Raw genomic sequence first — 19,382 nt, forward strand, 5'->3', positions numbered from 1 at the left:
CTTCCTACTTTCCTTTAAAATTTATTTCTTTTCCGCTATTAATAAATGTGTTCAGTTGCTTCTTTTCAATTTCAACTTTTGGCACATTTGTAAAAATGACTGGTGATTGCAACGATAAATGCTTTTGTTTGATCATATCAACATCTACCTCAAGAATCTTTTGCCCCCGTACTACTTTATCACCTGAATTTACTAAACTGGTAAATGGTTCTCCTTTTAATCCAACAGTATCCAAACCGATGTGTATCAAAATTTCTACTCCTTCATCGGAAATCATTGTTATCGCATGCTTGGTTTCAAATACTGATTCGATGGTTCCATCTGTAGGGGCAACTACAATTTTATCAGCGATCTCAATCGCAAAACCTTCACCAACCAGCTTACTAGAAAAGGTTTTGTCTTTTACCAGATCTAATGAAATAAGCTTACCAGATATTGGGGCTACAATTTTTTCATTGATTTCTTTCTCTTTTAATTCAAGCGGATCGTTTTCATTGAACGGCTGACTAGGTGTTTTTCCACTACGAATGTCTCGAATTTGATCCCGCAAAATCTGTGCTTGCCTGCCGAAGATTGCTTGAACATTATTTCCAAAAAACAGTACATCGACAGCACCAAGTTGTTTCAATGTATCTTTTTCGATCACCGAGGTATCATCAACAGTCAATCTCAATCGAGTAATGCATGCATCTACCTTTGAAATGTTTTGATTTCCGCCAAGAGCTTTCAACACTTTATAAGGAAGATCGGTTCCTGCATTTTTAGAGGAACTCTCAATCTCTTCCATCCTTTCATCTTCTCGCCCAAGGGTTTTGTAATTGAACTTTAAAATCAACCATCTTGTTCCGAAATATGCTACTATCCCTAAAATCGCACCAATCAACAGTAGTAACGGCCACCTGGGGGCTCCTGGCAGAACTGTACTTAAAATGAAATCAATCAATCCCCCAGTAAATGTTGTTCCTGCCCTAATTCCAAGAACGGCTGCCAAAACAAACACTAGACCGTGCAAAATATTAATAAAAATCCAAATTGGGAAGGCAATAAAAGCAAATGAAAATTCCAAAGGTTCAGTCACACCAGTTATAAAAGCAGTAACTGCTGACGCGATGAGGAAACCTGATATTTTCGGTCGATTCTCAGGTTTTGCGCATTTATAGATGGCATAAGCCACAGCAGGTAAAATAAATAGACAAAGCGGAAACGCCCCTATGGCAAAAAGCCCTGATGTTGGTGTTACTCCGTCCTGTAATTGAGCAAAGTAAATCGACAAGTCTCCGGTTACTGTTTCTCCAGCTTTAGTGATATAAGTACCGATTTGATAGTAGTAAACAGGATAAACAAGATGATGGAGTCCGAAAATAACCAAAAAATGAATTAAAAAGCCATAGATGAACAAAGCGAATAGATTAGGATTGTTACTATCTAATAGATTTCCGGCCGTACTGTTAAGCACGTTTTGAATAATCGGCCAAATATAAGCAAACAAAATCCCTAAAAATAGACCAGCGAGCGAAGACATAATTGGAACTAATCGTTTTCCTTCAAAGAACGCTAAATATTGTGGAAGAGTTGTCTTATGGAATCGATTGTAAATTTTACTCGCAGCATAACCAATAATGATTCCACCGAAAGGACCATATTGCAATGTTTCGATGCCTAGGTTCATAGTGAAATTATATGGGTCTGAAGCTATTACTTCTGGTGTAATACCTAGAATAAACTTTATGGTGATATTCGTTATCAAAAAGCACACTAATGCTGCTAATGCAGCCACACCATCATTCTCACTTAACCCCAGCGCTACACCGACCGCAAAGATGATCGGCAAATTTCCAAAAATTACACTACTAGCCGATTGAAAAAGATTCGCCAATCCTACCCAAAAATCCCCCGTTAACCAAGGAGCAAGATCTACTAAAGTTGCATTGGTAAGGGCGAATCCTATTCCCATCATTAACCCTGCAGCAGGTAAAAGAGCGATAGGCAACATTAACGAAGCTCCAATTCGCTGAAACTCACCAAAAAACTTGTTTCCTAAATTTCTTATCATGGTTTTCCTCCTAAACACCTGAAATGATTATAAATAATCAAAAAGGAAAGATATTAAGAAATTGATCTAACAGGCCTATTAACCATTTCTCACTACAAATATAATATCTTGATTGATTTTTGTCAATCACTATTTGACATATAAATGATTTTATATTATCATTCTACGTGTAAAAAAGATTATTTAAAATCACAATTGGAGGAATTGCTATGAACGTTTACATTTTAAAAAATGGCCATCTGGAATGTGAAGAAAACTGGATGACCGCAATGAAAACTTATGCCACTATCGACAATAAAGAGTTACCTCGTGTGTGGACAGAAATGCCTATTTACTGTGTGCTGATTGATCATCCAGATGGGAGAATCCTCTACGATGTCGGCTGCGATCCCGAGACAAACAAGATGATGAAAGAGCTTGGAAAACATCACGCAACCTCTTTTCCATATATTTATGAAGAAGAGGAGCTGTTAGAAAATCAGTTTAAGTTGATTGACTTAACATTTGACGATATTGACAAAGTGATCGTTTCTCACCTGCATTATGATCATATCGGTTATTTACCAAAATTTAAAAATGCTGAAATTTACATTCATAAAGATGAGTATAATTATGGTATGGAAAACAGAGATTCTGGCATTTATTTCAGTAAGTATTATGATCATGACTATTTAAACTACCATTTGATCGAAGAAAAAACTGAGATTCTATCGGGAGTCACAGTTATTCCTTTTAGTAGTGGACATTGTGCAGGTATTCTAAGCCTGCTGATTGAACTGAAATCCGGAAATTTACTCTTTCCAAATGATGTTGTCTACTCTGTTGAAAACTATGGTACACCTACTAAAGCACCTGCAAAGGTCTTTAACTCCTTTGATTATTTCGAAAATGTTGAGAAATTACGGCATCTTGAAACAAAGTACAAAGCGAAAATCTTTTTCCCCCATGATAAAGATGACTTTAAAACATACAAAACAGCACCGGAATTCTATAAATAATTTTGAAAGGATCTAACTAATATGAAGACTAAAACATGGTATATCACTGGAGCATCAAAAGGGCTCGGACTTTCCTTAGTAAAAGCATTATTAAAAAATGGGAACTCTGTTGCAGCAACTTCAAGAAACATTTCAGCATTCGATCAAAGTTTACTCGAAGATGATAAATTCCTTCCACTTCAGGTTAATCTTTCAAATGAATCGGCTGTGAAGGATTCTTTAGATGAAACTTCAAAAAATTTCGGACAAATTGACGTAATTGTAAATAACGCGGGCTATGGTCAATATGGATATATCGAAGAGGTCACGGAAGAAGAAGTAGAAAAGCAGTTTCAAGTAAATGTTTTTGCAGTTTTAAATGTATTGAGAGCTGCTTTACCCTATGTACGTGAATCAAAGGGCCACATTATCAACATTACTTCAAAGGGGGGCTTTCATGCTGGTGCAGGTACTGGTATTTATTGTGCTAGCAAATATGCTGTAGAAGGATTATCAGAAGCGCTGTACTTTGAAATGAAACCATTCGGTGTTTCTGTAACAGCGGTCAAGCCTGGTGGTTTTAGAACAAACTTTCTTGAAAAAGGTTCTCTAATCGACACTACAAATCAGCTATCTGTTTATAAGCAGTTTCATTTTGAAGAAGAGCAAGCACGTGAAGATTATCGAGGAAAGCAACCTGGTAATCCAGATAGTGCTGCATTAGCAATCATGACTGTAGCTGAAGCTGACAATCCTCCTTTACACCTTTTTCTAGGCTCTGATTCTTATCGATCCGCTGATAAGAAGTTTAATGAAGTTACTACTGATATGGAAACTTGGAAAGATGTCGCCCTTTCCACTGATTATAAGGATTGAATTTATTTCAACAAATAAATCATTACTGGGAGAGGCAATTTATGGAATTGTCTCTCTTTAGCTATCAGCAATTAGAATAAAAAACAAATGAACCTTTAAATACTTGATGGAAGTTACTAAAAACAATGTCTCATAAATTGATTTCAAAATATATGACATGATATAATCAAAAATAATCAATATAAAGGAGGGAACGATGCTTGAATACTTTTGAAAGACAGCAAAAAATCATTTCACTAGTTAACCAGAATGATTTCATTCCCATAAATGATCTGATCGAGAAAGTCGACTCTTCCCCAGCCACAATTCGAAGAGATGTGAATCAATTAAATGAACAAGGCATGATCGTTAAAGTATACGGAGGTATCAAACCCGTTATATCAAAAGAATCGAGTAATGAAAGCTTTACGATTCCCTACTCTATTCATAAAAAACTCAAAATACAGCAGCAAGAAAAGAAAGAAATTGGAAAGCTGGCTGCTGCGCTAGTCGAGGATAATGATACGATTTTCATTGGATCTAGTTCCACTACTTTATGTATGATTGATTATATAAAATCAAAAAATGTCACCATCTTAACAGATGGTTTTTTCCATCTAATCAAAATTGTTGAACAAGGTTTCCACACTTACACGCTTTCTGGCTTCATCAATGAAGAACGCGGAATGATTATGCTAGATACCGACACAAAAAAGAGGTTAGAATCCTATTCATTCAACAAAGCTTTCCTAGGCACTCAAGGTGTTGATTCTGAGTTTGGTTTCTCCACATCGAATATCAGGATTGCTGAATTTAACTCTCAAATATTGAATCAATCAACAGAAAGTTATATTTTAGCCGATCATTCAAAGATAGGAAAGAAATTTCTTACAAGCTTTGCAAAATACGGAGAAGCTTCTTTAGTAACAGATAGTGTTGGAGGAAGAACAAATGAAAAAGAATGATAGATGGGCCATGATAAAAAACTATTTAGAAGATTATGGAACCGCGTCAGTAAATGACTTACTAAACATACTTGATTCTTCTCCTGCTACGATCCGAAGAGATATAAATGAGATGGATGCGCAAGGACTTGTCGTAAAGTATCACGGTGGTATCAAGAAAAAAAATGATAAAACCATCACTCTTCATACTTCCCTAACCGAAACACCAGAAATAATTAAAGACAGTGATGTTTTCGAAAATGTTTTAATACAGGACATCGAGAAAAAAAGAATAGTTGCAGAAAAAGCTGCCACTCTCATCAAAGATAATTCTCATGTCTTCCTTTCTGCTGGAACAACAACTTTTCTGATGCTAGATTATATTTCTGCAAAGAACCTCACAATAATCTCTGAAGGAATTCCGTTACTGCTAAAGATTGCTCTAAAGGGTTATACAACATTTCTGTTAGATGGTGAAGTAGACCCGATTGGTAAATCAATCCAGCTTTCAGACGCGGGGTACGCTCAACTATCTGAATTTAACTTTGATCAAATATTTCTTGGAGCTCAAGGCGTTGACACAAAATTTGGCTTCTCTACTTCCGCGCCTTTCGATTATCACCTCAAACAACTGTTGATGAAAAAAGATTCCCAAACTTATATCGTTACAGATTCATCGAAACTTGGAAAAAGAGCTTTACTAAGTTTTGGAAACTACGATCAAGACAAATTAATCATTGATTGATGCATTAGAGAAAAATCTTTATTTCTAGAGTTCACAAATTGTGGAAGCCACGACCAAACTAGGTTAGAAGATGCTTCCACAATTTTCTTTAGTTTAAATTCGATTGAACTTCTAAATTTTTTTGTTCATTATCTTATTATGAATAGTTAAAAATACCCTCACTTATGATACGGCTCCTCCACATTGACCTCCAAAATCCGTTATCATATTACATTACAACTACTTTTGATATAGTTTTTAGTTTGACTATCATTAGCTGTTCCAAGTTTTTTTGAATGATTTAACTTAGTAAAATCAGCACACAATTTGTATACTTTTCCCACTTTTCCCTCTAAAAATTGGTTTTGCTTGACTCGATTAAATCCCGGATTTCATACTACCTATAGGAGACTAATAAATTATAAAATGGAGATAATATCGTGTATTTATCATTGAGATCGGATCAAGCAGTATGGGTTGTATTTATCGTGGAGGTAATGTCTGGGGCACAATCAGTATCAGTATTATAAACATAAAATAAACCTGATTACTTATGATTTATTTACAATACATTAAGATGTGGAAGAAAGATACATCGATTTTACTGAAACAATATTTAATTGCCCAGAAATCATTTACTTGTCGGAGTTAAGGATAGCTATTAAGCTGTCCTCTTTTTTTACGCAACTTGCTAACTATTAGATATCACTTTGACAGAAAATTGCTAACACTTTGTTAACACCTTATTCTCCCCTATAATTTTGCTACCAATTTGCTAACACTTTGTTAACTGCCCGCTACCATTCTGACAGAAACACCGCCATCATCACCTTGCGCCAATCATCTTGATAGCATTTTGCTAACACTTTGCTATCTTTCTCCAATCAAACTGCTTGCACCTACATGCAGCCTATCCACTTCTTTTTTATGGCAACATAAAAACACAGCGGGTCCCTCTCATTTCGCGAAATTATTCTTTTAACTTAAACCGAAAAATCTTGCTCACTTCGCCCTCTGCGCTTTTTACATTGTTATTTTTGCGGTCTTGCCAGACAGCCTCTCACACGCGTAAACGCAGCAAATTCATCTAAATCACGCTAACTCCCCGAAACGCTTTGAAAAAATCGACTAAAAACTACCACCCGACGCTTCAAGCGCTTGCGCATACAAAAAATAGCAAATTTTTGACGGCGAAGCGCCTCCTACCTCATGCCACTATAGGTTTACAACAGGTAGGTGACACCTGCGACGCTTCATGTCTCGAAATTATCGCAAACAAGTAAATGTCACAAATGTTGTTGTAACAGTGTTTGCAGCACAGGCGTCAGGTAGGGAGCGCTTTTAGGTGCTATCGAAAGACGCTTCGGGGAAAGAGCATAAGAGGAGTGTATGTCAAAAAATGCTCAGCCGCATTTTCCTCCAGACGGCAGTGGCCGTCCCCTCCTCTTACTGCGTAAAACACTCGGCCGTGTTTTCCTTGCCCTCATTAACATTCGGGTGCTCCATCGGCTCACGCCGCGTTATTTATAAGTGATTTCGCCATCGAAAATGGCGCTGTGAATTGTGTGACAGATGAAGAAGGAGCTGACAATAATGATCTACTGTATTTTAGCTGAATTGATTGATGATGCTGACCTTTCATTTTATATCATGATATTGATTGTAATTGCTGTGTACAATGCCATCAGAATTATTCGTAAAAAGATTCATCAACATCGCCATGAGCGTGAGATCGAAATTGAAGAAAGACAAAAAGCGATCACAGCAAAAGAAGAAATGGCTCGTTTTGAAAAAGAGCAACTAAAAAAGATTGAAATGGAGGATTTTTGGTATGAACGATAACATTGTAATCTGCGAGGAAATTATGACACTCAAACAGGTAAAGAGAAAACGTAAAAATAAAGATATACCTGAAAAAATCACATCGTCTATCAGCTTGGCACAGTGGATGACAAACGTGATTGGTAACGAAACACGTGAGCATTTAATTGTCGTTTGTTTGAATACGAAAAATCAAATTAGTAGCTATTCGACGGTCAGCATAGGCTCATTGAATCAATCGATAGCTCACCCGAGAGATATCTTACAGCGTGCCCTCTTATCAAATGCCGCTAGAATTGCACTACTTCACAACCATCCGTCAGGAAATCCAGCACCGTCCACAAATGATGATGATTTCACGAACAGGATGCAATCAGCTTGCGAAATTGTTGGAATCAGTCTTCTTGATCATATTATTGTGACTGATTCCCCGGCATACTACTCATACAGAGAAGAATCGAGGCTAATTTAATGGCAAATGTTACTGTGTTAACGCCACTTGAAATTAGACGAATTATGCGGCGCAGGCAAACTTTATATCTCTCATATCTTGTCGCTGACAAATACATTAGCAAGTATGACAACAAGTCAGTTACGTTGCTGCGCAATTATTATAAATGCCAAAAGCGGAGTTGGTCGCAATCCTCTAATGACAATACTCACATTTTTATTGTAGAATACGATTTCGAAACACATATTGTATCTGTCCACAGTCGCTTTAATACAAACATCTATTTTACCCACGGTACGTTCAATTTATCAAAAGCTGACGATTTTACACGTGCTCAGTTTTTTGCAGGACTTTACATTTTCGAATACGAGGAAAGATTGGACGAAATGATGAGTAAATTCAAACTCTCCACCTCGTCGAAAATCGAAGATTACGAGTTTCCAATTTGAAACATAGTGTATAATCGAAAGAAAATCGGAGGCAAATATTTTATGAACGAAAAACTAACAATATCTGAACGCAATAAATTGCAACAAGAACTTAATCATATCATGATGAATCAAGAAGACAACACAACACCTGACGAAATCAAAGCCGCATATGATCACGCTGGAGAAATCATGGTGAAATTAAATCTATTAAGCGAAGAACATCAGCATTTTCCCGAGATTGTGGCTCGCGTATACGCGCACTATCTAAAAACAAGAATTGACAAAATCGTTAACAAAACGCGCGATTGACTGAGATTTGACACATGTGTTAAAATTAATTTTGATACAAATTAGAATTATACAAAAACGAAAATTAATTCATCACATCAACTACTATTTACATCCAATTTTATGTTGATTATCATAGACTTAGCCGCCGACGGTTGAGTCTTTTTTTTATCGTCTACGTGGCTTGAAGTTCGAGGAAAAACAAAAAAGCTACTCTTTGCAGAGAGTAACTTTTTCTAGTCGTGATTTAAACTGAGTATACCATTTATCAGATTAACTATTTTGTCTCGTTCTTTCGATTCCGCGATCGTTTGAACTAATTGGAATATTTCCGGCTGTTTCTCCTCAGCTTCTAAAAACGAGAAAAACTGACTCGTTGTCATTGACAGACCAGCGATAATTTTTTCGAGTGTGTTTAACGTGATGTTGATTTCTGCTCGTTCGACTCTTCCAAGGTACGTATCATCAATATCCGTCCTCGCGGACAAATCGCCAAGAGTCATTTTTCTTTCTTTTCGATAATACCTAATTTGTCTGGCTATTTGATCATTCAGGATAGCACATCACCTCTCTTTCATCTATCATAGATTTCTTTCTACTGAAAAAGCAGATGATAAATGTATTATCTTGTTATAGAATATGATATATATGTATTCTTCCTTTTTTGAGAATACATTGATAACAGCAATCTACATTTTTGTCCAAACATCAGCATCACAAAAAAAGGAGGATTTTGAATTGAAAAAGAAAAAGGTATTAACTATTACAGTTTCGATGTTAGCCTTGTCTGCATCGTTAGCATTTGCTGACAAAGCGGATGCTGCCAAAAACATGCACCGTCTTTATAACCCAAATAGTGGGGAACACTTCTACACGGCTGACAACAACGAAAAAAATGTTCTTGTCAACAAACACAAATGGCGCTATGAAGGTATTGGCTGGACTGCCCCAGATTCCGGTGCCGATGTCTACCGTCTCTATAACCCAAACAGTGGCGAACATCACTACACCATGGGTGCCAATGAACGTAACCATCTAGTCAAAGTTGGTTGGAAGTATGAAGGCGTTGGTTGGAAATCAGATAACTTCAAAGGTCAAGCTCTACACCGACTATACAATCCTAACGCTGGAGCAGGAAGTCATCATTATACAAAAGATACTAACGAACGTAACCATTTAGCTCGTGTAGGCTGGAAAAAAGAAGGAATTGGTTGGTACGGGATTAATCCTAATCAAAAGATAAGCATCAAAATCGTTCACAAAGGATCAGATGGGAAAACATTAAATCAATCAACAGCGCAAGTAAAACGCGATACAAATTACACAGCAAAATCTAAAACATTTAATGGCTATACATTAAAAGGTGCAAAATCACAAACAGTAAAAGCTGACAACAACAAAACAGTGACCTTCAACTATACGAAAAATGCAGTTAAGCCAACACCTGTAACAAAATACAACGTAACTGTTAAACACGTCGGATCTGACAATAAAACATTAAAATCATCATCTGTATCTGTTGAAAAAGGAAAATCATATACAGCTAAAGCCGAAAGTTTTACTGGTTACACACTTAAAGGAAACAATTCCCAAACAGTAACAGTAAATAGCAACAAAACGATTACCTTTAATTACACCAAAAATCCAACACCAGCGGCAAAACACACTGTTACGATCAAGCACGTTGGCTCAGATGGAAAAATTCTCAGCAACAATACCGTGACCGTTGATAAAGGGAAAACCTACACAGCAAACGCGGCTGCATTTGTTGGCTATACACTAAATGGGAATAAAACACAGACAGTAACAGTTAATAGTGATACAACCATTACTTTCAATTACACAAAAGATGTAACGCCACCAACACCTGTTACTAAATACAAAGTTACTGTTAATTCTTTATGTGCTGGTCAAATCATTAAAACAAAAACTGAAACCGTAGATAAAGGTACCAAATACACAGCCTTTGCTGAGGACATTGAAGGTTACGATCTCAACGAATACAATGTAAAAACCGTTACTGTAAATAGCGATACTGTTATCACATTCGACTACAAAAAGATCGAACTTGTTGATACGTTTAACTTAAAAATTTATGTTGATGATGTTTACTACACAACAATCGTTAAAACAATCAAACAAGGCGAGTCATACCAGCCTGCTACTAAAAACTTAGGTTTAGACGAAAACAAATATGATTTATCAAACGGCGTCACCTATTCAACAAAAAACTGGATTGGTGGACAAACCTACGATTATGAGTTTGATGTATATACGTTTAAAACTTTATCTGATGCAGAAATAGCAAAATTGAAATCAACGATCATTACGAAAGTCAATGAATTGCGAGCACAAAGTGGCGTAGCTCCTGTTACCGAAGCAACTCTACTCAGCAATGCCGCAAAAGTTCGCGCGCGGGAATTAAACACGGTGTTTGATCACGTTCGTCCAAATCGCACTGGATATTTCACCGCAATCGATGAAGTCGGAATTCCATATGGAGACTCTGGTGAAAACATCGCATCAAAATCTACCAACGAACGCGATGGTGCAAAACTTGGATTGCAGCTATACAATCAGTGGTTAGGTAGCCCAGGACACAAAGCTACAATGCAAAGTGCCCGGTTCACCAAAATCGGCATCGGTGTCTACGTTGTTAGAAACGAAGTGTACGCAACACAGCTTTTTATTGATTAACAAAGGAGTTTTTGAAATTGAAAAAGATAATTTATCTAGCAGGCCTGTTGAGTGTCGTTTTACTTTTAAGTTCTTGTTCTAACAATGAAACAAAATCAGCAGAATCAACTGATACTAATAAAATGACAGTTTCGGAATATATCAAATCAAATAAAAAAGAATCGAAATACATGCTAATCTCTGACGATCATGAAGTCGACAAAGATACGTCAATTGATTATGTTTTAGCTTTTGATAAAGATAAGGCAACAGCTTATACGATAAACAGAGGCAATGGTTTCACGCTTGGTAAAATCGCAAAAATGTCGGATGAAGAAATCGCAAAACATTTGCGAGAAATTGACGAAAAGCAACAGAAAGAAATGCTCGCTCTGATGCAATCGAGTTTAGATGATTATAAAGAATCAGCTAACAAATATTTTGACGGTAACGATAAATATCCGGAATTGGCAAAAGCTGACACAACAAGAATAGCAACTGAAAACTATCTCAGCAAAATTCAAGCGTCGATCAATGAGTACAAAGTTAAGCCACTACCATCTTCAAAAATATCATTAAGCATACAAACGGACGGATCAGGAAATCATACAGAGTCAGAAAGAATCACCTTTGACATTTCTGCATATCGCACTGATGAAATTATCCCTATCAGTATTATGCCGGATAGCGAAATTGATGATCTAGTAGCAAAAAAAGCATATGAAATTGTTTCTACTCGATCATCGCATAGTGAATCGTTCTCCTCTGGAACCACCGAGCGTTGGGCCGAAATTTATGACGCTAACTACAACATCATTCCAACTGAACAAGGTTTTATCGCCATTAGGTCAAAAAAACAAGTTGAATTGGCATTGGATCAGCCTGATACGGCAGACAGCGATATCAAAATAGATGAATAATTCACACTTCTTCCCTCACCTATATTCGGTGAGGGATTTTTTTTCGAATTTTAATATCTGTTCGCTTTACAAATTGGAACGTATGTTCGTATAATGTGGGTGTGAGGTGAATTTTATGGATGATGTCAATTTTAAATATGAGCTAGAACCGAGAGGAGACTACGCTTTTATTGACATGAAGTCTTTTATGCGAGCTGCGAGCTAGTTTCACGTGGACTAAATCCGTTGCGTGACCTATTGATTGTTATGAGCACCGCTGATAATACAAGCGGTCTAATACTTGCTAGCTCACCCGCAGCGAAGAAAAAGTTAGGTATTCGTAATGTCGCACGAAAGTGGGATCTCCCTACTCCCGAAGAAAATCCGGCAGTAAAAAAACTAATTGTTGCGCCACCACGGATGCGTTATTACATCGCAGAGAACTTGAAAATCCAAAATGTTGTACGAAAATATGCGGCTGACGAGGATATCATGTGGTACAGCATTGATGAAGGAGTAGTTGATTTGACACGATCGTTAAACTACTTTGTCCCTGACAAAAGCTTAAGTCGTGCTGAAAAACTAGATATTGTTTCGCAAAAGATTCAACGTGATATCTTACGCGCAACCGGTATTTATTCGACCGTTGGTATGTCAAACAGTAATCCGTTACTTGCGAAATTAGCATTAGATAACGAGGCTAAGAAAAATTATAATATGCGTGCCCTTTGGAATTATGAGGATGTGCCGATCAAAGTTTGGGGAATTCAGGAAATGGATGATTTTTGGGGAATCGGCAACCGGATGAAACGAAATTTGGAATATATGAATATAAAAACCATTAAGGATTTAGCAAATGCTTCTCCAGAAAGACTAAACAACAAATTTGGGATTATGGGGATGCAACTGTACCATCATGCGAATGGCATTGATCGCTCTAAACTTCAAAAACCATACATTGCGAAATCTAAAAATATAGGAAACAGTCAAGTCTTGCACCGTGATTACGCTGGATATGAAATGCCATTACTTGTACGAGAAATGGCAGAACAAGTTGCGATTAGATTAAGGCGTGAAGGAGCTAAAGTCACTACTGTACATCTTTTTATCGGATACAGTAAGGATGAAGGAAAAAAAGGATTTAGTCGTCAGACAAAAATATCTCCAACCGATGACACAAAGCTGTTAGCAGAATCGTTGCTGTTTTTGTTTAACAAATTTTACGACGGACGAAGTTTTATGCGGCACATCGGTGTCACCTACTCTGATTTAGTATATGAAAGTGGTAATCAACTTGATCTTTTCGAAGATCCGTCTGATCAAGAGAAAAGGATCAAAATCGATAAGGCTATGGACTTGATTCGAGAAAAATATGGCTTTATCAGTATAGTACGAGCAAGTTCGACGCTCGAATCTGGTCGTAGTATAAAACGGGCAGGTTTAGTAGGCGGTCATAATGGTGGAGCTGGTGGCTTAGATGGTTTATAGAACACAATGAAAGGATGATTTAAAATGGGCGAAACATTTATGGCGTATCATCCTGACCCCTACGTTCGAAATTACGAGGATCGTGGGATGGCAAAGTGGATGGGCTTCTATTTAAGCGAACATACTTCCGAAATGAAAAAAGACAATAGTAATAGAAATAAAGTTTGGCAACGAAAAGAACCAATGTCAGAGATTGAAATTGGTGAAACCTTGGACACTTCTTTTAGAAATCGTTGTGCAGTAGTAATTCAAATGTCTGAATTAGGCGCTGAAGGGACAGCCTTTGAGGATATCGTCGGCGTCGTTGAGGGGTTTAATGGTAACACGCTTTATGTCTCCGATACTGAGTTGGGTGTGCAATTGGTAGCAATTGATTCGATCAATAATATTCAACTCGCTACGCAAGAGAAATGGAGTTGGATCTCCTAATGCTTAATACTGACGATTTGGAATTTGACTACCACACGGAAAAATCCGAGAAATTTACCAGAGATTTCATGAATTATGTAATTACTGATGCACCGCTGTTCGCCTTGCAAGATGAATTTCTATATCTAATGAATCGACGCAAACTAACATATTTCAGGATACCAGGATATCGCTGTATTGATGGACAAGATCATTATTTTTATTTTAAGTTGAGACGTATCGAAGAAAACCATAGAATCAAGGTTTATTCCTATTTAGGGATTGACCTCGAAAAACGCGGACTTTTAAAAAAGGAGTGATTCTGTGAATCCGATTTTGCAGTATGAACAAGGCTATATCTCCTTTGAAGAACTTGCTGATGCGCTTTGGGATTTAGGACCGAATGCAATTTTTGAAATTGGCGAAGACTGGTTTCGGTTTTACTGTGATAAAGTGAATTGTTTCCATGATTGCGATTACTATATCATAAACTATCACCAGTCAGTCACTTTAGATGATCGCGGCATTTCTATACAGAACGTAGAGTGATGAGCTGGTCGAAATATGTTAAAATCCTAACTAACAGATCAGCTCACCTAAAGGAGAAAAATTATGGATGATGGATTACCATTTAAGGAAGTGGGAAGTGCTTTTGCACAATCTTTAGTAGAAACTGTCCCATATGTTGGTATAGGGATATCTACTTATTTTAAAATGCAAGATGAAAAAAGATTCAAAAGACTTGAAATGTTCTACGAAGACCTTAGTAAAAAATTCGAAAAGCTAGAACATGCTGTTTTGGATTCTAGCGATCCTGAAAGAATGATAGGTATTATTGAATCAATTCACGAGCAAGTAGAAAAGGTGAATTCAAAAAACAAACAAAAATTTTTAGTTAATGCTTATAAAAATCTTGTTTTGCATACTGAAAATAAGGATTTTGATTTGGATGAATATTTTGTTGAACTACTTTCATCACTATCCAATGTAGAATTAGAGGTTTTAGCGTTTTATTTTAATAACATGATTTCTACCACTGAGGAACGCATAACTGACCAAGACAAAGACCAAGATTTACTACGAGGTGCTTGTAACCGTTTGAGTGATTTTGGATTATTTAAGAAAATACAGTTGTCGATTATGATTGGTGGCGAAGAAAACTTTGAGTATTCTCTTTCTATGCTTGGTGAGAAATTTTATCGATTCGTATTAACTTGATTTTAGAAAAAAATACAAGCATTTCTGCGTACCTTCTTTAAAACAAAGGAGGTATTTTTATGTATTTCAAAAATTCAGTTGGTAAAGTCTATATTGAAGGTGACACTGTGTGCGTAGAAACGGAAACTTGTAAGATGACGGTTACACCCAACGACGATATGCCAAAAGATTTTTTCATTAGTGAGGAATATAAATCGCAAGTAGAATCGCTCAAATTTGCGGAAATGATTATTCAAGCTGAATAATTTTTGCGCACAAAAATAGCCCCCACCATTATAACGGTGAGGGCTTCCTTTTCGTATTCACTTTTTAATAGCAATCGCCGTAAACGTACGACCAATCAAGATTTCGGCGCGCAACATAACGCCGTTGTCCGCTGTATGACACATAGCTCACCCACCGGATACCACCCGCATCGACATAGCCATCGTACACGAATGTTTGACCTGATGCGTATGTTGCTACAATACTTGCTGACGTGTTTGGCGCACTGCGAACATTAACAGTATTTCTTGCTCGATAAGTACCATTTTGCGCAATCCTTGTCGGTGCGGATGGCGCGGGCGTTGGAGCTGGTGTCGGGGTTGACGCACTGATCATCGCGACATATCGACGTGTTCCATTGTAACTCACATAACTCAACCAATCATAACCATCGATGTTTTTATAGATACGATCATAGTTTACTGATTGTCCTGCGTCATAGTCGACACCGGAATACTCGCCGTTTAATCCTACACCATTACGGATTTTCGTGTTTACACTAAAAGTGTAACTGCCGCTTTTTTCTTCATAATTTTTTTCTGGTTCTGGCTCTGGACTTGGATCAGGTGTTGGCGCTGGTTTATTTGTATATCCGCTATCCGTAATACCCGTCAAATCAATATTTCCGTCTAAACCACCTGCCACGTATGTGCTGGTAAACTGGTAGATCGCCACGCCATCCATGCTTGGAAAAACGCTCCAAACGGGCGATGGTGTCACATTGTAATTTGGATAAGCTGCCATCCATAGTGAGTTAGGAAACTCTGCTAAAATTCGCTGATAATCAACATATTGCAACGTGAAAGGTTTGTAGCTGTAGTACATCGCCGTATACCCTGCGTCGCGAATCCGGCGCATTCCGTACAAAATTGTGTCCGTGTTTGCTTGTTTATTCGCACTAGCACCATGCTCGAAATCCAACGCTACAATTGATCCCTTCGGCGTTTCGATCTTCGGCAAAAAGTAATCCATCGTCGTTTTTGCGATCGACATACTGCCCCACGTATCGTACCAAATATATGTGTGCGCACGCTTGCCATTTAGGTCTTGCACATATTCCTCCGCGAATTTTCGATGTTTATCATTTTTAATCGACACGAGATCACCCCCAATCCATCTATTTTAGGTACTTTTTACTATTATTGGACATAAAAAAAGAACAGCTACCAACTGTTGTCTGCTGTTTTTGTCCACTTGGAAATTCTATTTTTTTTCAGATTCTAGTGTGATACTGTTCTTCCTATTAACTAATTTGTTTTTTACCAAACAGAGTTGGTAGTATTTCACTTATTACTAGTAATATCAAAATACCGAACGGTAATAGTAATACTGCTGCTGCATTTTTTATAAAAATGTCAATTAAAGTTGTACTAGTTAATGATGCGAAACTAGACGACCAGTTGAAGAAACATGACATTAGTAAATACAGTGTTGATGCGTACCGCCAAATAAAACTTGCGCTGAAAAATCTTTTTTTATCACTTTTTTCTAATGACTTTTGCTTTTGTTCTTTGCTTGATATTAAAAATTTTACGCAAGGCCAAACCATAAAAAATACAAAAAAACATAACACCCATTTCCTATATTCTTCTACGCTATTACTAGCATTTAAATGTTGTGTAATAAAACTACTTAATAAAGCACCCGTTGCAAATCCAACAAACGTAAATATAATACTTTTTACCACTTTTTTCATTATTTATCAACTCCTTTCCAATTGTAAAATATGTTACACTATTAATTATAACATATTTTAATATATATCGCAACATATTTTTTATATTTTTTCAAAAAATGTTATATATATATATAATAAAGGAGAGCGTGATGTCGGAAAAGAAAGAGAAAAACCACCACCACGTCGAGAGAAGGGATGAAAGTCACTTTGTATGGAACTTTCTATACTAAAAATATAACATGTAAATCTGCGTGTTGTCGGTCATGTTTCAGATAGCTTAACGGTCAAACTACCCAACCCAGATACTCCGCGAAATCGCGAACAAGCCGCTCATCATACCGTCTTGCAGTCTTTTCGCTCACGTACATCGCGTCAGCGATGTCGTTCCAACTTCTTACTTGTCGTTGCCCATTCCTGTTCACATCTGCTGTCAAATAACGTAATTCTAATACTGATTGTTCATTTTCATCTAATAATTGAGCTCGAAACTCATCAATTTTTGCGATCAGTTCGCGGAGGCGAACAACCGCGGGGATATCCATTTTTGCGATGTACGAAAATTGTGGAGCGCTCGGATGTACAGCGACGGAACGTGATCCGCCAAAGTTACTATCGTGTTCTTTGTGAGGATATAGCGCCATTTCCTCGTACAATGAAACTTCATGTTTAGTTTGATTATATTTACGCAGCATTGCACGAGCGTGACTAATTGCTACTTTGCTCAATTCCATATGTACAAACCTCCGCTATTTTGTAAAAATGTTTTTGAAACGTGTCAATATCATTTCAATTTGAGATTCACTATTTTTGTTCAAACCATCCTGCAAATTGATCTCACTTTGCTCTTTTTCAGCCAATTCTTTTTGAACTTTATATCGATCGTGCACTGCTTTTTCTTGATCAAGCCGTGCTTCGTCATACATATCTTTGATTTCCAGAATTTCTTTGTGTTTTCGCTCATTGTCTGACTGTAACTCACGTAACAAAATCTGTTGCGTGTTTATGTATGTCGATAGCGAAACAATATGATTTATTAATTCAGCTTTCCTTAATGATCTATAAAATTTTTTTGATTCAGACAACTCAACTGCAATTAGCGATTTTACTTTTTCGTCGTTACTTAATCTTTGATTTGTCATTTTAAACACTCGCCTTTCTTTGATTGAATCTGTTATGAGATGAATTAATCATCTCAAACATAGCTTTCAAATCACTGCATACATCAACATACATCGCTTGCGTATCGTCGTCTGCATTCATCATACAATCATATAATCGCTCGCTATATATATTCAGATATGACAGCCAGTTCGCCGACTGCAACTGCACGATATAGGTTAGAATCATCTGCTTCTTCATAATCCAAATCAGAATCATCTTCAACTAAATCAAATTTAAACAGCTCGTCATATGTTCGTTCTTTTAACACATCAATCGTCTCAAACAACTTGATATCATAAAGATATGATAATAATGCTGCCGTCATATCATGTTCGTTTTGCTCAGCTATCCGAGTCATTAATTGTCCGAATCTATTTAATGGACCAGTTAGATACGCGTAAATGTTTGCGATGGATTCATCTTCTGCTGCGTGAACATATTTCGATGTTAATGGTCTTCCGTTGACGAATTCGATTTCATCTACAAAATCTTGCAAAGTCCATTTGCGGTAGTGTTCACTATCGACAATCGCGATTTCGTGGACATTTTTATCTTTGAAGAATCCTGTTCCGAAAGGTGCAGGGATGTCGACAACATCAACATCGTGACCAGCTGCTTTTAGTCGATCAACCAGTTGTACAAATTCTTGATATTCTGCTTCGTTTTTTACTGTGATTGTTTTTTCCATTTTTCTCACATTCCTTTTTAGGTATTTTTCACTATATGTCTGTATGTTTCCTATTTTTTTGGACGAACCGCTGGTATTTTTGGACGATAAGCATTCTTTTTGGACGAGGATGCCTCTTTTTGGACGAAAGCGTAAATTTTTGGACGGACAGAATGCCTTCACACCGCCGTTTACCGTGATTCCCGTCCAAAAAACCGTTGTTTTTGTGACAAAAATCATATATATGTATAACCCTTTTCTTATATATACTTTTTATAAAAAAAATGGTCATATTTGGGCAAAAACTCTTATAAACCCCGGTATATCAATGTTTTGCCCGTCCGGTTTTTGTCCATTTCGTCCAAAAAAGCTCGTTCTC

At 37.0% G+C, this 19,382-nt stretch carries 20 protein-coding genes and 2 pseudogenes; 15 read left to right on the forward strand and 7 right to left on the reverse strand.

What is annotated here, in order from left to right; translation table 11 throughout:
* Positions 1-4: 4 nt before the first annotated feature.
* Positions 5-2,053, reverse strand: a complete 2,049-nt coding sequence (locus IGI52_RS12515; protein ID WP_438781504.1) for a glucose PTS transporter subunit IIA — start codon at positions 2,051-2,053, stop codon at positions 5-7.
* A 209-nt stretch (positions 2,054-2,262) separates the two neighbouring features.
* On the opposite strand from IGI52_RS12515, the gene IGI52_RS12520 reads away from it, so the two are divergent.
* The 7 genes from IGI52_RS12520 to IGI52_RS12550 all read left to right on the forward strand — a co-directional run bounded on the left by IGI52_RS12520 (position 2,263) and on the right by IGI52_RS12550 (position 8,565).
* Positions 2,263-3,051 (forward strand): N-acyl homoserine lactonase family protein, encoded by a 789-nt coding sequence (locus IGI52_RS12520; RefSeq protein WP_438781505.1) that lies wholly within the window; start codon positions 2,263-2,265, stop codon positions 3,049-3,051.
* A gap of 21 nt (positions 3,052-3,072) precedes the next feature.
* The gene (locus IGI52_RS12525) at positions 3,073-3,906 is read left to right on the forward strand and encodes an SDR family NAD(P)-dependent oxidoreductase (RefSeq protein ID WP_438781506.1); all 834 of its coding nucleotides are present in this window, start codon (positions 3,073-3,075) and stop codon (positions 3,904-3,906) included.
* A 200-nt stretch (positions 3,907-4,106) separates the two neighbouring features.
* A complete protein-coding gene (locus tag IGI52_RS12530) occupies positions 4,107-4,850 on the forward strand; it encodes a DeoR/GlpR family DNA-binding transcription regulator (protein ID WP_438781507.1) in 744 nt (247 codons plus the stop codon).
* Positions 4,837-5,574 (forward strand): DeoR/GlpR family DNA-binding transcription regulator, encoded by a 738-nt coding sequence (locus IGI52_RS12535; RefSeq protein ID WP_438781508.1) that lies wholly within the window; start codon positions 4,837-4,839, stop codon positions 5,572-5,574. Before IGI52_RS12530 ends, IGI52_RS12535 begins: the two co-directional genes overlap by 14 nt.
* A 1,572-nt stretch (positions 5,575-7,146) precedes the next feature.
* Positions 7,147-7,395 (forward strand): hypothetical protein, encoded by a 249-nt coding sequence (locus IGI52_RS12540; protein ID WP_438781509.1) that lies wholly within the window; start codon positions 7,147-7,149, stop codon positions 7,393-7,395.
* Complete coding sequence (locus IGI52_RS12545; protein WP_438781510.1) at positions 7,385-7,846, forward strand: JAB domain-containing protein; 462 nt, start codon at positions 7,385-7,387, stop codon at positions 7,844-7,846. Before IGI52_RS12540 ends, IGI52_RS12545 begins: the two co-directional genes overlap by 11 nt.
* A gap of 470 nt (positions 7,847-8,316) precedes the next feature.
* Positions 8,317-8,565 (forward strand): hypothetical protein, encoded by a 249-nt coding sequence (locus IGI52_RS12550; protein ID WP_438781511.1) that lies wholly within the window; start codon positions 8,317-8,319, stop codon positions 8,563-8,565.
* Positions 8,566-8,780: 215 nt separating this feature from the next.
* Here the strand turns inward: IGI52_RS12550 and IGI52_RS12555 are convergent, their stop codons facing one another.
* A complete protein-coding gene (locus IGI52_RS12555) occupies positions 8,781-9,047 on the reverse strand; it encodes a helix-turn-helix domain-containing protein (RefSeq protein WP_438781512.1) in 267 nt (88 codons plus the stop codon).
* Between the two features lie 172 nt (positions 9,048-9,219).
* Between IGI52_RS12555 and IGI52_RS12560 the strand changes: the two genes are divergently transcribed.
* The 8 genes and pseudogenes from IGI52_RS12560 to IGI52_RS12595 all read left to right on the forward strand — a co-directional run bounded on the left by IGI52_RS12560 (position 9,220) and on the right by IGI52_RS12595 (position 15,478).
* Positions 9,220-11,241, forward strand: a complete 2,022-nt coding sequence (locus tag IGI52_RS12560; protein WP_438781513.1) for a MucBP domain-containing protein — start codon at positions 9,220-9,222, stop codon at positions 11,239-11,241.
* A 17-nt stretch (positions 11,242-11,258) separates the two neighbouring features.
* Positions 11,259-12,140: a hypothetical protein gene (locus tag IGI52_RS12565; RefSeq protein ID WP_438781514.1), complete on the forward strand. Its 882-nt coding sequence runs from the start codon at positions 11,259-11,261 to the stop codon at positions 12,138-12,140.
* 115 nt (positions 12,141-12,255) lie between these two features.
* Positions 12,256-13,607: pseudogene (locus IGI52_RS12570) on the forward strand (Y-family DNA polymerase).
* Between the two features lie 24 nt (positions 13,608-13,631).
* On the forward strand, positions 13,632-14,036 hold the full coding sequence (locus IGI52_RS12575) for a hypothetical protein (RefSeq protein WP_438781515.1): 405 nt from the start codon (positions 13,632-13,634) through the stop codon (positions 14,034-14,036).
* Positions 14,036-14,335 carry a DUF5960 family protein gene (locus IGI52_RS12580; RefSeq protein WP_438781517.1) on the forward strand — a complete coding sequence of 100 codons (300 nt, stop codon included), beginning with the start codon at positions 14,036-14,038 and terminating at the stop codon, positions 14,333-14,335. The genes IGI52_RS12575 and IGI52_RS12580 overlap by 1 nt, the downstream gene beginning before the upstream one ends.
* Before the next feature lie 4 nt (positions 14,336-14,339).
* Positions 14,340-14,564 carry a hypothetical protein gene (locus IGI52_RS12585; protein ID WP_438781518.1) on the forward strand — a complete coding sequence of 75 codons (225 nt, stop codon included), beginning with the start codon at positions 14,340-14,342 and terminating at the stop codon, positions 14,562-14,564.
* Between the two features lie 63 nt (positions 14,565-14,627).
* Entirely contained in the window at positions 14,628-15,233 is a 606-nt protein-coding gene (locus IGI52_RS12590; protein ID WP_438781519.1) for a hypothetical protein, read from the forward strand.
* A 59-nt stretch (positions 15,234-15,292) separates the two neighbouring features.
* Positions 15,293-15,478 (forward strand): hypothetical protein, encoded by a 186-nt coding sequence (locus IGI52_RS12595; RefSeq protein WP_438781521.1) that lies wholly within the window; start codon positions 15,293-15,295, stop codon positions 15,476-15,478.
* A 64-nt stretch (positions 15,479-15,542) separates the two neighbouring features.
* Here IGI52_RS12595 and IGI52_RS12600 read toward each other — a convergent pair.
* The 5 genes and pseudogenes from IGI52_RS12600 to IGI52_RS12620 all read right to left on the reverse strand — a co-directional run.
* Positions 15,543-16,535 (reverse strand): annotated as a pseudogene (locus tag IGI52_RS12600) (SH3 domain-containing protein); the annotation flags it as partial.
* Between the two features lie 205 nt (positions 16,536-16,740).
* The gene (locus tag IGI52_RS12605) at positions 16,741-17,193 is read right to left on the reverse strand and encodes a hypothetical protein (protein ID WP_438781522.1); all 453 of its coding nucleotides are present in this window, start codon (positions 17,191-17,193) and stop codon (positions 16,741-16,743) included.
* Between the two features lie 266 nt (positions 17,194-17,459).
* A complete protein-coding gene (locus tag IGI52_RS12610; RefSeq protein ID WP_438781523.1) occupies positions 17,460-17,906 on the reverse strand; it encodes a hypothetical protein in 447 nt (148 codons plus the stop codon).
* Positions 17,907-17,921: 15 nt separating this feature from the next.
* Positions 17,922-18,314 carry a hypothetical protein gene (locus IGI52_RS12615; protein ID WP_438781524.1) on the reverse strand — a complete coding sequence of 131 codons (393 nt, stop codon included), beginning with the start codon at positions 18,312-18,314 and terminating at the stop codon, positions 17,922-17,924.
* 143 nt (positions 18,315-18,457) lie between these two features.
* Complete coding sequence (locus IGI52_RS12620) at positions 18,458-19,024, reverse strand: hypothetical protein (protein ID WP_438781525.1); 567 nt, start codon at positions 19,022-19,024, stop codon at positions 18,458-18,460.
* Positions 19,025-19,382: the final 358 nt, after the last annotated feature.

The organism is Enterococcus sp. DIV0187 (assembly GCF_051713785.1).
Lineage (GTDB): Bacteria > Bacillota > Bacilli > Lactobacillales > Enterococcaceae > Enterococcus_A > Enterococcus_A avium.